This is a genomic window from Radiobacillus kanasensis (assembly GCF_021049245.1).
Classification (GTDB): Bacteria; Bacillota; Bacilli; order Bacillales; family Amphibacillaceae; genus Radiobacillus; species Radiobacillus kanasensis.
This window is the reverse complement of the sequence record NZ_CP088020.1, coordinates 1,813,892-1,828,506: the sequence shown is the minus strand read 5'-3', so window position 1 is coordinate 1,828,506 and position 14,615 is coordinate 1,813,892. Positions and strand designations below refer to the sequence as shown.

Genomic DNA, 14,615 nt, shown 5'->3' with positions numbered 1-14,615 from the left:
TTAACTCAGAATTTCACCGACGATGTATGCGCGTACGGTCTCCAGCAATCTTCTTCCATCTTTCCTTCTCCTGTAATTGAGCTCTTTTATCCGCTTTTCGTTCGAGGTACTCAAGCTCTCTTTGCAGCTTAAAGTAGCTATCTAGCCTATCCTGTTTTAATGTCCCATTTTGAATGGCTTCTTTTACTGCACAACCTGGTTCCTGATTGTGCGTACAGTCTCGAAACTTACATTGATCGGACAAAGCCGAGATATCTTCAAAGCTTTGTTCCATACTATGCTCTGATTCCCAGAGTTGAAGCTCTCTCATCCCCGGAGTATCTATCAAGATACCACCACTTGGAATCGGAATTAATTCACGATGTGTCGTCGTATGACGCCCACGATCATCGTCTTCACGAACTTCTTTAACAGACATGACCTCATCTCCGACTAGTGTATTAATCAAAGATGATTTACCTACACCAGACGATCCTAACAATGCAACGGTTTCACCAGGGCTAACATATTCGTAAAGCGCATCGATTCCTATTCGCTCTTTAGAACTTACGGGGTGAATAGGCACTCCAAATGCAACATTTTCTACTTCTAAAATCTTGTCTTCAAGATCTTCACATAAGTCCAACTTACTCAAAACGATGACTGGATTTGCCCCACTTTCCCAAGCCATTATCAAGTACCTTTCTATACGGCGTGGATTAAAATCATTGTTCAAAGACTGTACGAGAAAAATTGTATCAATGTTCGTTGCAACGATTTGCTCTTCTGTCGTATGCCCCGCTACTTTTCTGGAAAACTTACTTTTCCTCGGTAGAATAGCATGAATCGTCGCTTTTCCTTCTTCTTCCCGAACAGAAAGTACCACCCAGTCACCAACTGCTGGATAATCCTGCCGCTCATTAGCTTGAAACTTTAGTTTCCCTGATATTTCAGCTAAAAGCTCACCGTTTTCTGCTAACACTTTATACATACCTTTAAATTCAGAAGACACTCGCCCAATGCTGTATCCTTCTGCTAAAAATGATTGAGCCTCTTCTTCGATTTGTTGATTAAAACCTAATGTTTGTAAATTCATTTGTTTTCCTCCAATAGTAATGAAATAAAAAAAGACCGCACGGATGCGATCTTCTAAGACATTAAAAAATCCACCATGAATGAGGGCACATCCCCATACAGATGGATCTACTATGAAAGAGTTTACAAACAATGAATTAAAACTGATCCGTAGGGATGTGCCATGAGAATATTAGATTTTGGTTACGTTGGTTATCTCTATATAATCTCATAACACATACCTCCTTTAGTCTTTGTTACCATTATTATAAACATATTCCAATAAGATAATCAACATTATTTCAAAATCAGATTAAATCGCTCGATTTGATCCCATTGCTTTTCTTCCGTTAATACCCGTTTTTGTATATCACCGAACAAGTCAAAATGTGGATGTTTCGGATCGTTATGAATCCATTTCGGGTCTAAATGATATTCTTTTCCCCATTCCATTAGCTTCTCCTTATTCGAGCAACCTACCTTTGTAACCGTATCACAACCCGGAAATCGTGGATCTAGCCAATAATGGGTCAAAAAAGCGATTTCTCCTGCTTGTACCTTCTCTTTCCACCTATTCAGTTCTGGTCTTTTGACTCCAAATGCCATTCTTTATTCGACTCCTAATGCTTGTTTGTAGGCACGATCCCACTCTGGGAATCCACGGCGAAGCGATACAGGACGAAACGTATCCTTTTTCACAACAACGTGTTTACTTGACCCAGATACCGCTAGACGTCCTTCACTATCTTTTATTTCATATTGGTAGGTGACTCGCAGGCCATCATAGTCTCCTATCCAGGTTTCGACGAAAGCTTCCTGCCCATAACGAATAGGATGCTTAAAAGACATTTGTACATCTACAACAGGAGATACCACTCCTTGTGCTTCCATTTCATGATATTGAAACCCTAGAGATTCAATAAAATCTGTTCGTCCAATCTCAAACCAAACGAGGTAATTCGCATGGTAAACAACACCCATTTGATCGGTTTCCTGATAGCGTACTTTAATCGGTGTTTTCGTCTTCTTCACTTTTTATTCCCTCCTCAAAGTTGTCCAAGCGTGTTCAAAGTCTTCTTTCACTATTCGGTTTACATCATGAATAGAGCTAGTTTCCTCCACCCTCAAGGCTTGATATTGGATTGCTTCATCCACTAAATTTACGACGAAACGAGCATTCCCCTTTAAGTCATGTTCTTCATATTGTGTATGGATGTAATGAATGGCCTCTTCATCTATCTCATATGCATACTTTTGTACATGGTACTTTGTTATTTCTAATAACTCATCCGCATTATAGTCCATAAAATGGAGGTACTTTTTAAAACGAGACTCCAAACCTGGATTACTAGAAATAAATTGTTTCATTTCCTGTTCATACCCTGCAAGGATGACAATTAAATTTTCATTGTGCTTCGTCATTTCATCGACTAACGTATCAATTGCTTCTTTGCCAAAGTCTTTTTCTCCACGGAATAAAGAATAAGCCTCATCGATAAAAAGAACGCCCCCTAATGCCTCTCTTACCTTTTTCTTCGTCTTTATGGCGGTTTGACCAACATAGCCCGCCACTAAATCGCTCCTAGACGCAACCACAACATGTCCACGTTTTAGAAGTCCACAATCGTTTAATATCTTGGAATAAATGTTCGCAACCGTTGTTTTCCCCGTACCTGGGTTCCCCGAAAAAACAGCATGAAGCTGAATTGGTACATTAGGTAGTCCTTTTTCTTTACGCTGTTGCTGCACTCTTACAAACGAAGATAACTTTTTAACCTCGTCTTTAATGTTAGCCAAACCAATCAATTGATCGAGCTGTTGAATCGGTTCTTCATCTTGATTCGTTTGATCAAGCATACTTAGATCGTCTTGATCAAGTCGCATATGATCAATCCAGTGCGCCTCTGACTGGGAATCCTTAATCGCACCTTTTTTAAAGATGGCTTTGATGACCAAATTTCTTACAGTTCTCGCATTACCGAACGTCTCGTCGACTCGTGATTTTTCTATTAGCTCTCGTAAAGTGTGTAGTGCTTGCTCCGTGAAAAAATAGTCATTCTGCAAAGCAGTATCTTCTGCAATTTTTACCAATTCGTCCATTTCAAAATCGGGTAATTCCATATGATTTTGCTCTGGAAAGCGACTTCTTAGACCTGGATTTGACCATAAAAATTGCCTCATTTCCTCCGGATAACCTGCGAGTATGACGGCAAATTTCCCTTCATACTCTTTACTGGTCATGCTTGAAACGAGTGTATCAATTACTGCTTGGCCATAGTCATTTCCTGTTTGTCCTTCCCTTTTGAGACTATATGCCTCGTCAATGAATAAAACACCACCGATCGCTTGTTTTACATAATCTAACGTATGTTCTTCACTTTGACCAACATAGGAACCAACTAGATGGGAACGATTAACTTCAATTAGCTTGTTGCTTTCTAACAATCCAAGTTCGTAATAAATAGAGGCTAATAGACGAGCCATTGTTGTTTTACCGGTACCAGGATTTCCAGTCATTATCATATGTAAACCAGGTTCATCGACCATTGTAAAACCTAGTTCTTTTCTTTCCTTCTGGTATTTCAAAAATTGGTAATATTGCTTCACGTATTGTTTAACTTCTTTCAAGCCTACCATGTCATCCATTTTTTCAAGTGCATGCTTTTGACCGGTAGCATGGAAAGATTTTGGAAAATGATTAGGTATTTGTTGTTTAAGGAGAGTTAAGTCTTTCACGTACTGATTTAAATGAGACACAGAAATACTACTTCTTCTAAGTTCTAATTCTTCAATTGTACTCGTCAATAACTCTTGAAGCTCAAGAAGCTTATGATAAATCGTTTTATACAATTCATGAAGCTGGCTCTCCTTATCTTTAATAGGACCTATCCGATCTACAATCTTGTTAATTTCTTCTTTCAGTTCTGTACACTTCTTTAACTTAGCTGGTTCAAAATCTGTTTCCCGGATTGACCATTTTTCTATTTCATCAAAGGACAAGTCTGAGTAGAAAGCAAAATATTTTTTTAAATTTCTTAGCTCATAAAGGGATGGAGCATCCGCGTCTAGCTTCTCCCCTTCCTCTAGCAATGTTTCCGTAATTTTATCATCACCATAGTTCCGATTTAACCGATAAAAAGCAAGCATGCTATATACATTTGCTTTTTGTTGATTCGTCACTTGTTCACTATCTTTATATATATCGATAAATCGAAGTGCCGCTATTTCTGATAAAGGTGGGATCTCTTTGTAAATCGACCACTGTTTATCTACCTGTTCCATAAGAAAATTCTTATCCACAAAACCGCTCCTTCCAATATGATTATTTTATCATACGTCTTGCGAGCAGTTGAACAAGAATGGCTTGAAATGAAACAAGACTGGGACAAGAGTGTTTTAATCCTAATAAAATCCGAACTATGATTCGAATTCTATAGAGTTCGAATCAGTTCGGATTTTTCTATTTGAGTGCTTTGATAAATATTGTTGCAACTTTTATATAAATTGCGACGTAACAAAATGGTAAAAGTTACTACAAACCATCGTTTTAGTGACTGCTCAGTTGTGTGTACGATGCTGATTTCCGTTGCGGGTAATCGCTTTCCGCGGGAACAGCACGAGGTGAAAGCCCCGCAGGAAGTGAACTGTACAAGCGAGAAAGGGGATGTCCCTGCGTCTGCTAGTGTTGCTTCGAAGTAAGCTTCCTCGGGACAAGGCAGCGAAGAAGTAAACTCGCAGTAGTCGCCTGGCCGTGCCCGCGGAAAGCGGAGTATTCTGCAGGAGCGCCGGCATATAGCTTCACCACTTACGTCGCATTTCTATCAAATATGAATGAAATCCACATTGATAAGTAACATTCACACTTCCTATCGTGTAATCGTTCGGCTTTAGAATATGAGATTATAGTTTTGTCCCAGCTTTAAAATGAAACAAGACCCTCTTCGAGGGCCTTGTTAGGTTTAGTGTTGTTGGTCACGGTATTCGTCTTTTATTTCATTCCTCATGGCTTCAATGGACTCCTCACGGCGCGCATTTTTAGCTTTTATATTTTCTTTTTCTTGCTCATTAGAAAAACGCATGGAATCGTGTGCCTCTTCCAAATTTTCAATCGTATTTTGAATACTGTTTTTTAGTTTTTCAATATTATCTGAACGATCATCTGGATTTGGTCTGTTTTGGAATGCCAAGGTAAGCCCTCCTAAGGAATTGAATTGAGCCCCAAACAAGGAGCCTTTCCTATTATTTGCTTACACGTGAAGGCTATTCCGTTCTAAGAACGTCATCTTTTGTCAGTTTTGATCGATTTTAACCAGTTTTTTTCAAGTAAAAAAGCAAGAAAAGAGAACTCCTTTCCTGCTTTTGGGTTACTTATTACTTTCCCACTTTTGTTCAAGCTTTTCATCAATCTGGTCCATTAATTGATCATCACTTAAAATTTGATTTCTATTTTCTTCTACAAGCTCTTCAAAAATTGGCTTCTTTTTAAATGACAAGAAAACCCTCTCCTTTTATACGTAATAATAAAAGGATTACCCGTTTTCAGAAAAATATAACTAGTTTTACAAATTTCCCTCAATGACACCTTGCATATATTCTTCCGTCATAGGGCCTAGCTTCGTTTCGATTAATTTTCCTTCTTTATCAATAACGAAAGTCGTTGGCAAACCTACGACCCGATATTGATTCACTACAGATCCTTCTCGGTCTAACAGAACTTCAAAAGTGTATCCACCTTGATTAATGTAATTCTTCACTTTATTTACTCCATCTAATTCAGAATTCAATGCATTTACAGCAATAACATGGACATCTCCCTTATATTCGCTTTGGATGGATTCCATTATAGGCATTTCCTCTTTACAATAGTCACACCATGTCGCCCAAAAATTCAAGAAAACAATCTTTCCTTCATACATGGAAAGCGATGTTAATTCACCTTGAAGATTTTCCAAAGTAAAATCTGGAGCATTTTCGCCAATCTCAAGCTGTTCAGGTGCATTAGAAGATACAATCCCTGCGCCCTCTTCTCCTTCAGGAAAAGCCATCGTTTCGCTAGAGGACGTTTTCGATTCATCTTGATTAGCATCCCATATCGTAACACCAAGGGCTAACACTAAGCCAAGCATGCATGCTGCAGCTATTATTTTTTTCATCATAGGAAGGGATTCCTCCTCATTCTATTGCTTGTACAACATATGTTTGTCAAGAATCCATTATACCATGATGACGTGTAAACATAAAAATAAGCAGCCGATTCCGGCCGCTTATTTATTCTTAGTTTTCTAATTTGTTTCTTAGTACCATTTGTAAGATACCACCATGACGGTAGTAGTCAATTTCTACATCACTATCGAATCGAGCAACTGCTTTGAACTCTTTCACGTTACCTTCTTCGTCAGTAGCTGTAACTTTCACTAAATCGTGTGGTTTCACACTTTCGTCCACTTCCACATCGAAGGTTTCTTTTCCTGTTAATCCAAGAGATTCTGCACCTTCTCCTTTTTGGAATTGAAGTGGAAGTACACCCATCATAACAAGGTTAGAACGGTGAATACGCTCGAAACTTTCTGCAATAACGGTTTTGATACCTAAAAGGTTCGTCCCTTTTGCTGCCCAGTCACGAGAGCTTCCCATACCGTAGTCTTTACCAGCAATAACAATTAAGCCGGTATTATCTTCTTGGTATTTCATAGCTGCATCGTAAATCGGCATAACTTCTTCCGTTGGCCAGTAAGTTGTATAACCACCTTCTGTACCAGGAGCAAGTAAGTTACGGATACGAATATTCGCAAACGTACCACGCATCATTACTTCGTGGTTACCACGGCGAGATCCATAAGAGTTAAAGTTTCTTGGAGAAACGTTTTTCTCTTGAAGATGTTGACCAGCAGGCATATCTTTCGCGATTGCACCAGCAGGTGAAATGTGGTCTGTTGTTACAGAGTCACCAAATTTCCCAACCGCACGGAGACCATTTAATGCTTCTACTTCTCCAGCTTCTTTCGAAAGTCCCTCGAAGAATGGCGGGTTTTGAATATATGTGGATTCGCTATTCCATTCATATAAAGGTTCATCTGTCGTTTCAATGGCATTCCATTTTTCATTTGAGTTGAATACATTTTCATATTCTTTACGGAAGATTTCAGGAGTAACAACTTTCGCTACTTCGTCTCTGATTTCATCCATGGATGGCCAGATATCGTTGAAATAAACATCATTACCATCTTTATCTTTTCCAATTGGCTCATCTTTAAGGTCTACATCCACCGTACCAGCAAGTGCATACGCAACTACTAATGGTGGTGAAGCAAGATAGTTTGCTTTCACCAATGGGTGAATACGACCTTCAAAGTTACGATTACCAGATAGAACAGAAGATACGGTTAAATCATTTTTAGAGATTGCTTCTTCGATTTCCTCTGATAATGGACCAGAGTTACCGATACAAGTCGTACAACCGTAACCTACTAGGTTAAATCCTAATTGGTTCAAGTAAGTCATTAAGCCAGAGTCTTCTAAATAGCGTGTTACTACTTTAGAACCAGGAGCTAATGATGTTTTTACATAAGCTGGTACTTCTAAGCCTTTTTCAACCGCTTTTTTCGCAATAAGACCTGCACCTAGCATTACATATGGGTTTGATGTATTGGTACAAGAAGTAATCGCAGCAATCGCAACAGCACCCGTCTTCATTACAGAAGACTTTCCGCTTGGATGATCGATTTTTACTTCTTTTTCAAATTCTTTTTTATCCAATCCAAAGCCTTGGTTTCCAGCTGGAGCTGTGATCGCTTTGTTAAAGGATTCTTTCATTGTAGAAAGCGGAATCAAATCTTGTGGACGTTTAGGTCCAGATAAGTTTGGCTCAAGTTCAGAAAGGTTAATTTCCACAAGCTCTGTAAACTCAGGATCTGCTTGATCCGGGGAATACCATAGATAGTTTTCCTTGCAGTATTTTTCTACAAGTGCAATCTGTTCTTCACTTCTACCAGTAAGTCTTAAGTAGTTAAGAGATTCGTTATCAACTGGGAAGAAACCACATGTAGCTCCGTACTCTGGCGCCATGTTGGAAATCGTAGCACGGTCCGCAAGTGGCATATCTTTTAGTCCAGGTCCGAAATACTCTACAAATTTTCCGACAACATTCTTTTCACGAAGTACTTGCGTAACTTTCAATGCAAGGTCAGTTGCAGTTGTTCCGTTCGGGAAGCTACCAGTGAATTTAACCCCGATTACTTCTGGAGCTGGGAAGTATGAAGGTTGTCCGAGCATACCAGCTTCTGCTTCAATACCACCTACACCCCATCCTAATACACCTAGACCGTTGATCATCGTAGTATGAGAATCTGTACCAACTAGAGTATCAGGGAACGCATCATATTCTCCGTTTTCATTTTCAAGCGCATGTACAACGTTTGCAATATACTCCAAGTTAACTTGGTGTACGATACCTGTTGCTGGTGGAACAGCACGGTAGTTATCAAAAGCTTTTTGAGCCCAGTTTAAGAACTCATAACGCTCTGCGTTACGTTCAAATTCTAATTCCATATTTCTTTGAAGGGCATCAGCAGTTCCGTAACGATCAACCTGTACAGAGTGGTCAATTACGAGATCTACTGGTACTTCCGGGTTAATTTTATCTGGAGAACCACCCATGTCTACCATTGCTTTACGTAAGGAAGCAAGGTCCACAACAGCTGGTACCCCTGTAAAGTCTTGTAAAATTACACGAGAAGGCTTGAATGGTACGTCCTTCCCTTCTGTCTTGCCCCAATTCGCAAGACTGTCTACATGTTCGTCTTTAATGACATGACCGTCATGTTGTCTAACTAGAGATTCAAGTAAGATACGAATAGAGAAAGGTAGACGCGAAATTTTTCCCAATCCTGCATCTTCTAATGCTTTTAGTTGATAGTAATTATACGTTTTACCGTTTAATTCAAACTGTTTCTTTGCATGATAAGCATCTGTTTTTGCCATAATTACGTTACCCCCTTTTTTTTATCAATCCAGTCTCTCCATTCCCTTGTTTACAGCGTTTCGACTAGATACTTTTTCTTCTTTGCATTTATTTATTTTAGCTGAAATTGACTTATAAGTAAAATGTTACGCGATTATTTCTTTAGAAAAATCAAACAAATTTTAGTGCTTTTCTAGAAATTAGAAACAAATTATTTACTTGCTTTCGAATGACCGATTAAAAAAGGCTCATCCTATGAACAAAGGAGGAATTTCTTATGTCTAAAAAGAAACAACATAAGGGTGGACAACCGGAACCGCTTAGTGGATCTAAAAAAGTTAAAAACAGACAGCATAGCAGACAAAATAAGGCCGGGACTCAAAGTCTTTAAAGAAAACTTGGTAAGCCAAGCCAGTATTGTGAGCGCATTTTTAGCTGACAGGATATAGATATGGGAATATTAACAATCCTTTTATAGAGCAACCGTTTTGGTTGCTCTTACTCCATAAAAAAACCGTTCATCCCTATTAGATAAACGGTGTGTATTTTACAATAGTTCCACAGGAAGAGACACACGGAACGTACTTCCACTTGTTTCGGCGTTTTGGAAAATGGAAAGGCTCCCGTTGTGATGCTCTAGTATTTGGTTACATATCATTAATCCAAGACCAGTTCCGTCTTTCTTTGTGGTGAAAAAAGGCTCCTTAACCTTATGTATGATGCTTAAAGGGATGCCAGGGCCTTCATCAATGATGTCAATATGGCATTGTTCTTGTGCGATGTGAGATTCTATTCGAATCACACCGCTCTTATCCATTGCTTCAATAGCATTTTTAATCAAGTTAATAAAAACTTGCTTAATTTGGGACTTATCGCAATACAGGACTGGATTGTGTTCCAGTTTCACTTGGAGCTCCAACGCCTGCATATTGGCTTGAGGCTGCAACAACGTAATCACATCCGAAATCATCTCAGATAAGCGGACGTTCGCTTTATCGTCTGTCATTGGTTTTGCAACAAAAAGAAGTTCAGATGTAATGTTTTCCATTTTTTCAATTTCATCAATCATGATTTTAAAGTAATCTTCTTTCTTCTCAGAACCAGTCTGTAACAGCCTTACAAACCCTTTTAATGATGTTAATGGATTCCTTATTTCATGCGCAATCCCAGCAGCCAATTGTCCGGAAACAGACATTTTTTCAGAACGGATCATCATCTCTTCTGCTTCTTTCTTATCCGTAATATCTCTAGTAATACAAAGGTATAAATCGACATTTGTATCCTTATGAAGCAAACGTGCAATCACGGTCTCCATCCAGATAAACTTTCCACTATGATTTCGAATACTGACATGGAAGCGACTGGATGCCTCTGTTTGTATTGGAATTTTTGAAAGAATTTCGGTTTGATTGGTTGGTGACACGTAATCAAGAACAAAGTCACCTAAGAGTTGTTCTGGGGAATATCCAAGTACATGAGAGACCGATTGCGACACATAGACGAGATGTCCGCTTAAATCACATACTGTGACAACATCAAAACTATGTTGATCCACCCATGCCGAAAAATGGTCTGGTAGCTTAGGAAGTGTGAATCTAGCGATTTTACTAGAAGCTTTTTTTTGCTCACTATGCCCTGATTCAAAATAATTATTTGTATCCTCACCTGCGAACATCATTCTTCCCCCATTCTACTACCTATTACTTCTATTGTATTCCGAACCGTCTACTTATTCAACAAAAATTGACATAATTCGATAAACATCTGATTGTTTTTGCCTTGTCTTTTAAATAGTATCATCCTATAATACTAGTGATAACACGTAATCTAAGGGAACTAAGATGTAGAATACATGTAATTTTACTATAAATTACCAAAAAGGAAAACCGTAGTTCGCCTCTAAGGAAACTTTATGATGAAGAAGGTGAAATCATGTCAACTGGCTTTGGATTGTTTATTTTAACATGGGTAATCATTCTTATTACATTTATGTCCATCGGTGGATTCTTCATGTTTAGAAAGTTTCTAAAACGACTCCCGAAAGAAGACGGAAAATCCATTATTGATTGGGAAGAATACTACATAGAGAAAACGAGACATATGTGGGGCAAACAAGAGTTAAATTTGCTAGAGGATCTAGTTTCTCCTGTTCCAGAGCTATTCCGCGATATAGCCAAACAGAAAATCGCTGGAAAAATCGGTGAATTAGCGCTTCAAAAGAAAACGAAACGGATCACACAGGATGTCTTAATAGAAGGCTATATTCGAGCAACCCCTAAACGGGATCATAAGTTTTTAATTAAAAAACTAAAAGAAAGAAATATCGACATTGCTCCCTATGAAACACTGTTTGATTGATAAGACAGAAGCTCGAGGCGTCCAGCTATAAGGATTACAGGCTAAAGCAGTCCTATGCGGACAACGTCTGCAGCCCCCCTTGCCGGGCCACGTACGAACGGGAACTGGACAGTGGCTATTGCTGCATGTTATCCACACACTTAGCCAATTTCTTATTTGCTAAGCAATAACAAAATCCCCTTAACTGATCTTAATGATCAGATAAGGGGATTTCTTGATTAGATTTATCTAACGTTTTTTTCATCTTCGAATATTTGATTAACATGGCACTTCTCCACGTTATAATCATGCCAAAAGCTAGCAAGAAGAACATCCCACTGGTTTCACCTACGGAGATAGTATGACCAACGATTAGCTTTAAAAGAATACGAACGATTAAAAGCCCGATTAATATAAACACAAATTGCTTGGATGGAACTAAATAAATCGCCTTGTCTTTAATTTGAAACTGTGAGGACCTAATTAAAAAAATAGAGAATATCGCACCTACACAGAATGCTTCCAATACTTGTGTCCACTCCACTCGAAAAACAGGAAATAAAAACATAAGGGCCCCAGTACTCATAAATAGTGGAGGTAAAATAATCCGTAATGCACTTGTCGGCTTCCTTGAAGCCTTTAAGCGGACAAATATCATCGATATCGCCATAAAAGCGCCTACAACAGTTGTTGCGATTGCCCAAAACATGAAATCAACTCTTTCTGGATGTCCGTGAATTATCCAAGAACCCGCGTAATAGCTTCCAAAACTCGATTATCATCAAACGGTTTAACAATAAAGTCTTTCGCACCTAACTCGATAGCATCCACGACTAGTTTTTGTTGTCCCATTGCGGAACACATGACTACATTTGCTTTGGGATCAAATTCTTTTATTTCTCGAAGGGCATCAATACCTGTTTTTTCCGGCATGGTGATGTCCAATAAAACTAAATCAGGCTCAAACGTTTTATACATTTCAACAGCTTGAATACCATTTTCCGCTTCCCCTACCACCGTATGCTCCAGTTTCTTTAATACGTTGGATAATGTTAATCTCATGAATTTTGCATCATCTACGATTAATACGTTTGCCACAAATGCTCCCCCTGTTCTATTCCCGATCTTCCGCAATGGATAAGATAATCGTCATGGTTACCCCTATAACAGTTATGTAAACACCTAAATCAAAAAGTAGTGCTGTAGCTAATTCTTTTTCCCCGAAAACGGGAAGGTGAAAATACGCAAATGTTTGACTTAAAAATGGTTGATTAAACACAAAAGAACCTAAACCTGTCAACAAGGCGATCGATAAACCGATTGGGATAAAAAGTCGAAAGTTAATAGGAATAATCTTTCGAACCGTATCAAATCCGTAAGCCATATACATAAGTACAAACGCCGCCGACGTCATAAGACCACCGACGAACCCACCTCCAGGTGAGCTATGACCTGCAAGAAAAAGATAAATCGAAAACGCTAATAAAATAAACGCTATTAAATTTGTCGTCGTTCGAAGAATTAAATCATTTGGGATTCTCATACCATTGACCTCTCTTCCACTCGTTATACCTATAGTACAATAGATTTTACAGTTTTACCATCCTTGACTAAAATCCGGTAAAACCAAACCAGCTTGCTAAGAAAGATGTGAGCTTCGTCATCCAATCGAAGAATAAAGCGATGCCCATAAAAATCATCATGTATCCGCCGATTTTCACAATAAGAGCACCATTTCGCTTTATCCAATTCCATTTTCCAATAAAAAAGGATAAGACTAAAAATGGAATCGAAAATCCTAAGGAATATGCGATCATCATGACAAGACCAATTTGAGGTTTGGTTGCAGCTAGTGATAAGACAACTGCCAATATTGGCCCCATACAAGGCGACCATCCCATCGAAAAGGCTAACCCTATAAAGTAAGATCCGATATAACCTGAAGGCTTGTGCTTGAAGGTAATTTTTCTTTCCTTCATCAGAAATTCAAAATTGAAAACACCAATTATCACTAATCCGAAAAAGATAATGACAATAGCTCCGACCTGACGAATCGCATCTTGCCAGGTCATGAGAAATTGAGAGATAAAAGATGTCGTAAATCCAAGCATGACAAACACACTAGAAAATCCTATTAAAAAGAAAACAGTATGAAGAATACTTCTCTTGTTCAACATCCCATTCTCTTCTTTTATCTCACTAATACTCATTCCCGTTATGTAGGAAAGAAATGCAGGGTATAATGGCAATACACAAGGAGAAATAAATGACAAAAATCCTGCTCCAAACGCAATAAATATATTTACATCTGACATCCCCATCTCCCTTTCTCTTACCAAACATGAATCCCTTGCTGGCCCGTCCGGGTAAACAAGGGATTCATACGTTCTTCATAGGTTGTCCAACATTATTTTTGGTTGTTCATTGCCCGCATCATTTGATTAATTTTCTTCTGAGATGGTTTTTGACCCATCTGCATCATAAGTGTGCGTAACATTTGCTCATTAATTGGTGGATTCTTTTTCATATAATTCATCATATATTTTCTGGCGATGAAAAATCCTAATGCTACACCAGCAATTAAAGCTAAAATAGCTATAAGTACGACCCAAAGCGTGCCCATATCAAGCTTTCCTCCTTCATGTTGTTTCTCATACAGTATAGTAAATCAAAGTAGAGAATACAATAGTTGAGTGCTTAAAGCGAGCTTTCGCTGCTTTATTGGTGCAACCCAACCGTAATTATTGGTTTGTTTTTCTATGACAAAAAAAGAAGAATCGTACTTCTTTAACGTTTGAAATAATACTTGATCAACAAGCTGGTAATCTTCCGTTGAGACATAAAGCTGCCGAGATGATACATACATGGATATTTGCTTTCCCCGTAACGAACCGTGAATCGAATTTCCTTCTACTTCCCATTGAAATTGAGGAAATTCTCTTTGCAATAACCAAATTACGTCTTGAACGGGAAATTTGCGCGTAACGTAATCAAATTGTAATTGAAGATCATCGTTATTGGAGTCCTCGCACTCTACTAAAAAACGAAACATGATTCCTGAACGATAAAAATAATGGGTAGAAAACTCTGGCTTTATCCAAAATATCATATACTCTAGCATAATATGTTCCCCCTACGAGAAACATTATACACAACCTCTACGAAATACCTTGTCAAACACCGTAAAAAAATCCCTCAAGTTTTGTCGACACGTAACAGGGATAAAAACCCTTGACCTTTTTGCCAAGGGTTTCATCCAACATAC

17 protein-coding genes are annotated in these 14,615 nt (G+C 38.5%); 2 read left to right on the top strand and 15 right to left on the bottom strand.

What is annotated here, in order from left to right:
• Positions 1 to 13: 13 nt before the first annotated feature.
• The 8 genes from rsgA to acnA form a co-directional block, all read right to left on the bottom strand.
• Complete coding sequence (rsgA, locus tag KO561_RS09495) at positions 14 to 1,075, bottom strand: ribosome small subunit-dependent GTPase A (RefSeq protein WP_231096860.1); 1,062 nt, start codon at positions 1,073 to 1,075, stop codon at positions 14 to 16.
• Positions 1,076 to 1,350: 275 nt separating this feature from the next.
• Positions 1,351 to 1,659: a hypothetical protein gene (locus KO561_RS09490; protein ID WP_231096859.1), complete on the bottom strand. Its 309-nt coding sequence runs from the start codon at positions 1,657 to 1,659 to the stop codon at positions 1,351 to 1,353.
• 3 nt (positions 1,660 to 1,662) lie between these two features.
• Positions 1,663 to 2,085 carry an acyl-CoA thioesterase gene (locus KO561_RS09485; protein ID WP_231096858.1) on the bottom strand — a complete coding sequence of 141 codons (423 nt, stop codon included), beginning with the start codon at positions 2,083 to 2,085 and terminating at the stop codon, positions 1,663 to 1,665.
• Positions 2,086 to 2,088: 3 nt separating this feature from the next.
• A complete protein-coding gene (locus KO561_RS09480; RefSeq protein WP_231097088.1) occupies positions 2,089 to 4,335 on the bottom strand; it encodes an AAA family ATPase in 2,247 nt (748 codons plus the stop codon).
• 677 nt (positions 4,336 to 5,012) lie between these two features.
• Complete coding sequence (gene tlp, locus KO561_RS09475; RefSeq protein WP_231096857.1) at positions 5,013 to 5,240, bottom strand: small acid-soluble spore protein Tlp; 228 nt, start codon at positions 5,238 to 5,240, stop codon at positions 5,013 to 5,015.
• A 177-nt stretch (positions 5,241 to 5,417) separates the two neighbouring features.
• Positions 5,418 to 5,546, bottom strand: a complete 129-nt coding sequence (locus KO561_RS09470; RefSeq protein ID WP_231096856.1) for an FbpB family small basic protein — start codon at positions 5,544 to 5,546, stop codon at positions 5,418 to 5,420.
• Between the two features lie 66 nt (positions 5,547 to 5,612).
• Positions 5,613 to 6,209 carry a redoxin domain-containing protein gene (locus KO561_RS09465; protein ID WP_231096855.1) on the bottom strand — a complete coding sequence of 199 codons (597 nt, stop codon included), beginning with the start codon at positions 6,207 to 6,209 and terminating at the stop codon, positions 5,613 to 5,615.
• A gap of 118 nt (positions 6,210 to 6,327) precedes the next feature.
• Positions 6,328 to 9,033: an aconitate hydratase AcnA gene (gene acnA / locus KO561_RS09460; protein WP_231096854.1), complete on the bottom strand. Its 2,706-nt coding sequence runs from the start codon at positions 9,031 to 9,033 to the stop codon at positions 6,328 to 6,330.
• A 257-nt stretch (positions 9,034 to 9,290) separates the two neighbouring features.
• Between acnA and KO561_RS09455 the strand changes: the two genes are divergently transcribed.
• Entirely contained in the window at positions 9,291 to 9,404 is a 114-nt protein-coding gene (locus KO561_RS09455) for a small acid-soluble spore protein P (protein WP_231096853.1), read from the top strand.
• A gap of 156 nt (positions 9,405 to 9,560) precedes the next feature.
• On the opposite strand, the gene KO561_RS09450 is transcribed toward KO561_RS09455, so the two are convergent.
• Entirely contained in the window at positions 9,561 to 10,688 is a 1,128-nt protein-coding gene (locus tag KO561_RS09450) for an ATP-binding protein (RefSeq protein WP_231096852.1), read from the bottom strand.
• 257 nt (positions 10,689 to 10,945) lie between these two features.
• Between KO561_RS09450 and KO561_RS09445 the strand changes: the two genes are divergently transcribed.
• Positions 10,946 to 11,371 carry a DUF2621 family protein gene (locus KO561_RS09445; RefSeq protein WP_231096851.1) on the top strand — a complete coding sequence of 142 codons (426 nt, stop codon included), beginning with the start codon at positions 10,946 to 10,948 and terminating at the stop codon, positions 11,369 to 11,371.
• A gap of 190 nt (positions 11,372 to 11,561) precedes the next feature.
• On the opposite strand, the gene KO561_RS09440 is transcribed toward KO561_RS09445, so the two are convergent.
• The 6 genes from KO561_RS09440 to sirA all read right to left on the bottom strand — a co-directional run bounded on the left by KO561_RS09440 (position 11,562) and on the right by sirA (position 14,471).
• A complete protein-coding gene (locus KO561_RS09440; protein ID WP_231096850.1) occupies positions 11,562 to 12,059 on the bottom strand; it encodes a CcdC family protein in 498 nt (165 codons plus the stop codon).
• A 29-nt stretch (positions 12,060 to 12,088) separates the two neighbouring features.
• Positions 12,089 to 12,448 (bottom strand): response regulator, encoded by a 360-nt coding sequence (locus KO561_RS09435; protein WP_269140707.1) that lies wholly within the window; start codon positions 12,446 to 12,448, stop codon positions 12,089 to 12,091.
• 16 nt (positions 12,449 to 12,464) lie between these two features.
• Positions 12,465 to 12,893 carry a Na(+)/H(+) antiporter subunit B gene (locus KO561_RS09430; RefSeq protein ID WP_231096849.1) on the bottom strand — a complete coding sequence of 143 codons (429 nt, stop codon included), beginning with the start codon at positions 12,891 to 12,893 and terminating at the stop codon, positions 12,465 to 12,467.
• A gap of 67 nt (positions 12,894 to 12,960) precedes the next feature.
• The gene (locus tag KO561_RS09425; protein WP_231096848.1) at positions 12,961 to 13,665 is read right to left on the bottom strand and encodes a cytochrome c biogenesis CcdA family protein; all 705 of its coding nucleotides are present in this window, start codon (positions 13,663 to 13,665) and stop codon (positions 12,961 to 12,963) included.
• Between the two features lie 92 nt (positions 13,666 to 13,757).
• Positions 13,758 to 13,973, bottom strand: a complete 216-nt coding sequence (locus KO561_RS09420; RefSeq protein ID WP_231096847.1) for a YneF family protein — start codon at positions 13,971 to 13,973, stop codon at positions 13,758 to 13,760.
• Between the two features lie 45 nt (positions 13,974 to 14,018).
• Positions 14,019 to 14,471 (bottom strand): sporulation inhibitor of replication protein SirA, encoded by a 453-nt coding sequence (gene sirA / locus KO561_RS09415; RefSeq protein WP_231096846.1) that lies wholly within the window; start codon positions 14,469 to 14,471, stop codon positions 14,019 to 14,021.
• Between the last annotated feature and the right edge of the window lie 144 nt (positions 14,472 to 14,615).

Coding starts and splice junctions, on each gene's coding strand:
- rsgA (WP_231096860.1), bottom strand. CDS start 1,075: ATGAATTTACAAACATTAGGTTTTAATCAACAAATCGAAGAAGAGGCT.
- KO561_RS09490 (WP_231096859.1), bottom strand. CDS start 1,659: ATGGCATTTGGAGTCAAAAGACCAGAACTGAATAGGTGGAAAGAGAAG.
- KO561_RS09480 (WP_231097088.1), bottom strand. CDS start 4,335: ATGGAACAGGTAGATAAACAGTGGTCGATTTACAAAGAGATCCCACCT.
- KO561_RS09465 (WP_231096855.1), bottom strand. CDS start 6,209: ATGATGAAAAAAATAATAGCTGCAGCATGCATGCTTGGCTTAGTGTTA.
- acnA (WP_231096854.1), bottom strand. CDS start 9,033: ATGGCAAAAACAGATGCTTATCATGCAAAGAAACAGTTTGAATTAAAC.
- KO561_RS09455 (WP_231096853.1), top strand. CDS start 9,291: ATGTCTAAAAAGAAACAACATAAGGGTGGACAACCGGAACCGCTTAGT.
- KO561_RS09450 (WP_231096852.1), bottom strand. CDS start 10,688: ATGTTCGCAGGTGAGGATACAAATAATTATTTTGAATCAGGGCATAGT.
- KO561_RS09445 (WP_231096851.1), top strand. CDS start 10,946: ATGTCAACTGGCTTTGGATTGTTTATTTTAACATGGGTAATCATTCTT.
- KO561_RS09440 (WP_231096850.1), bottom strand. CDS start 12,059: ATGTTTTGGGCAATCGCAACAACTGTTGTAGGCGCTTTTATGGCGATA.
- KO561_RS09430 (WP_231096849.1), bottom strand. CDS start 12,893: ATGAGAATCCCAAATGATTTAATTCTTCGAACGACGACAAATTTAATA.
- KO561_RS09425 (WP_231096848.1), bottom strand. CDS start 13,665: ATGTCAGATGTAAATATATTTATTGCGTTTGGAGCAGGATTTTTGTCA.
- KO561_RS09420 (WP_231096847.1), bottom strand. CDS start 13,973: ATGGGCACGCTTTGGGTCGTACTTATAGCTATTTTAGCTTTAATTGCT.
- sirA (WP_231096846.1), bottom strand. CDS start 14,471: ATGCTAGAGTATATGATATTTTGGATAAAGCCAGAGTTTTCTACCCAT.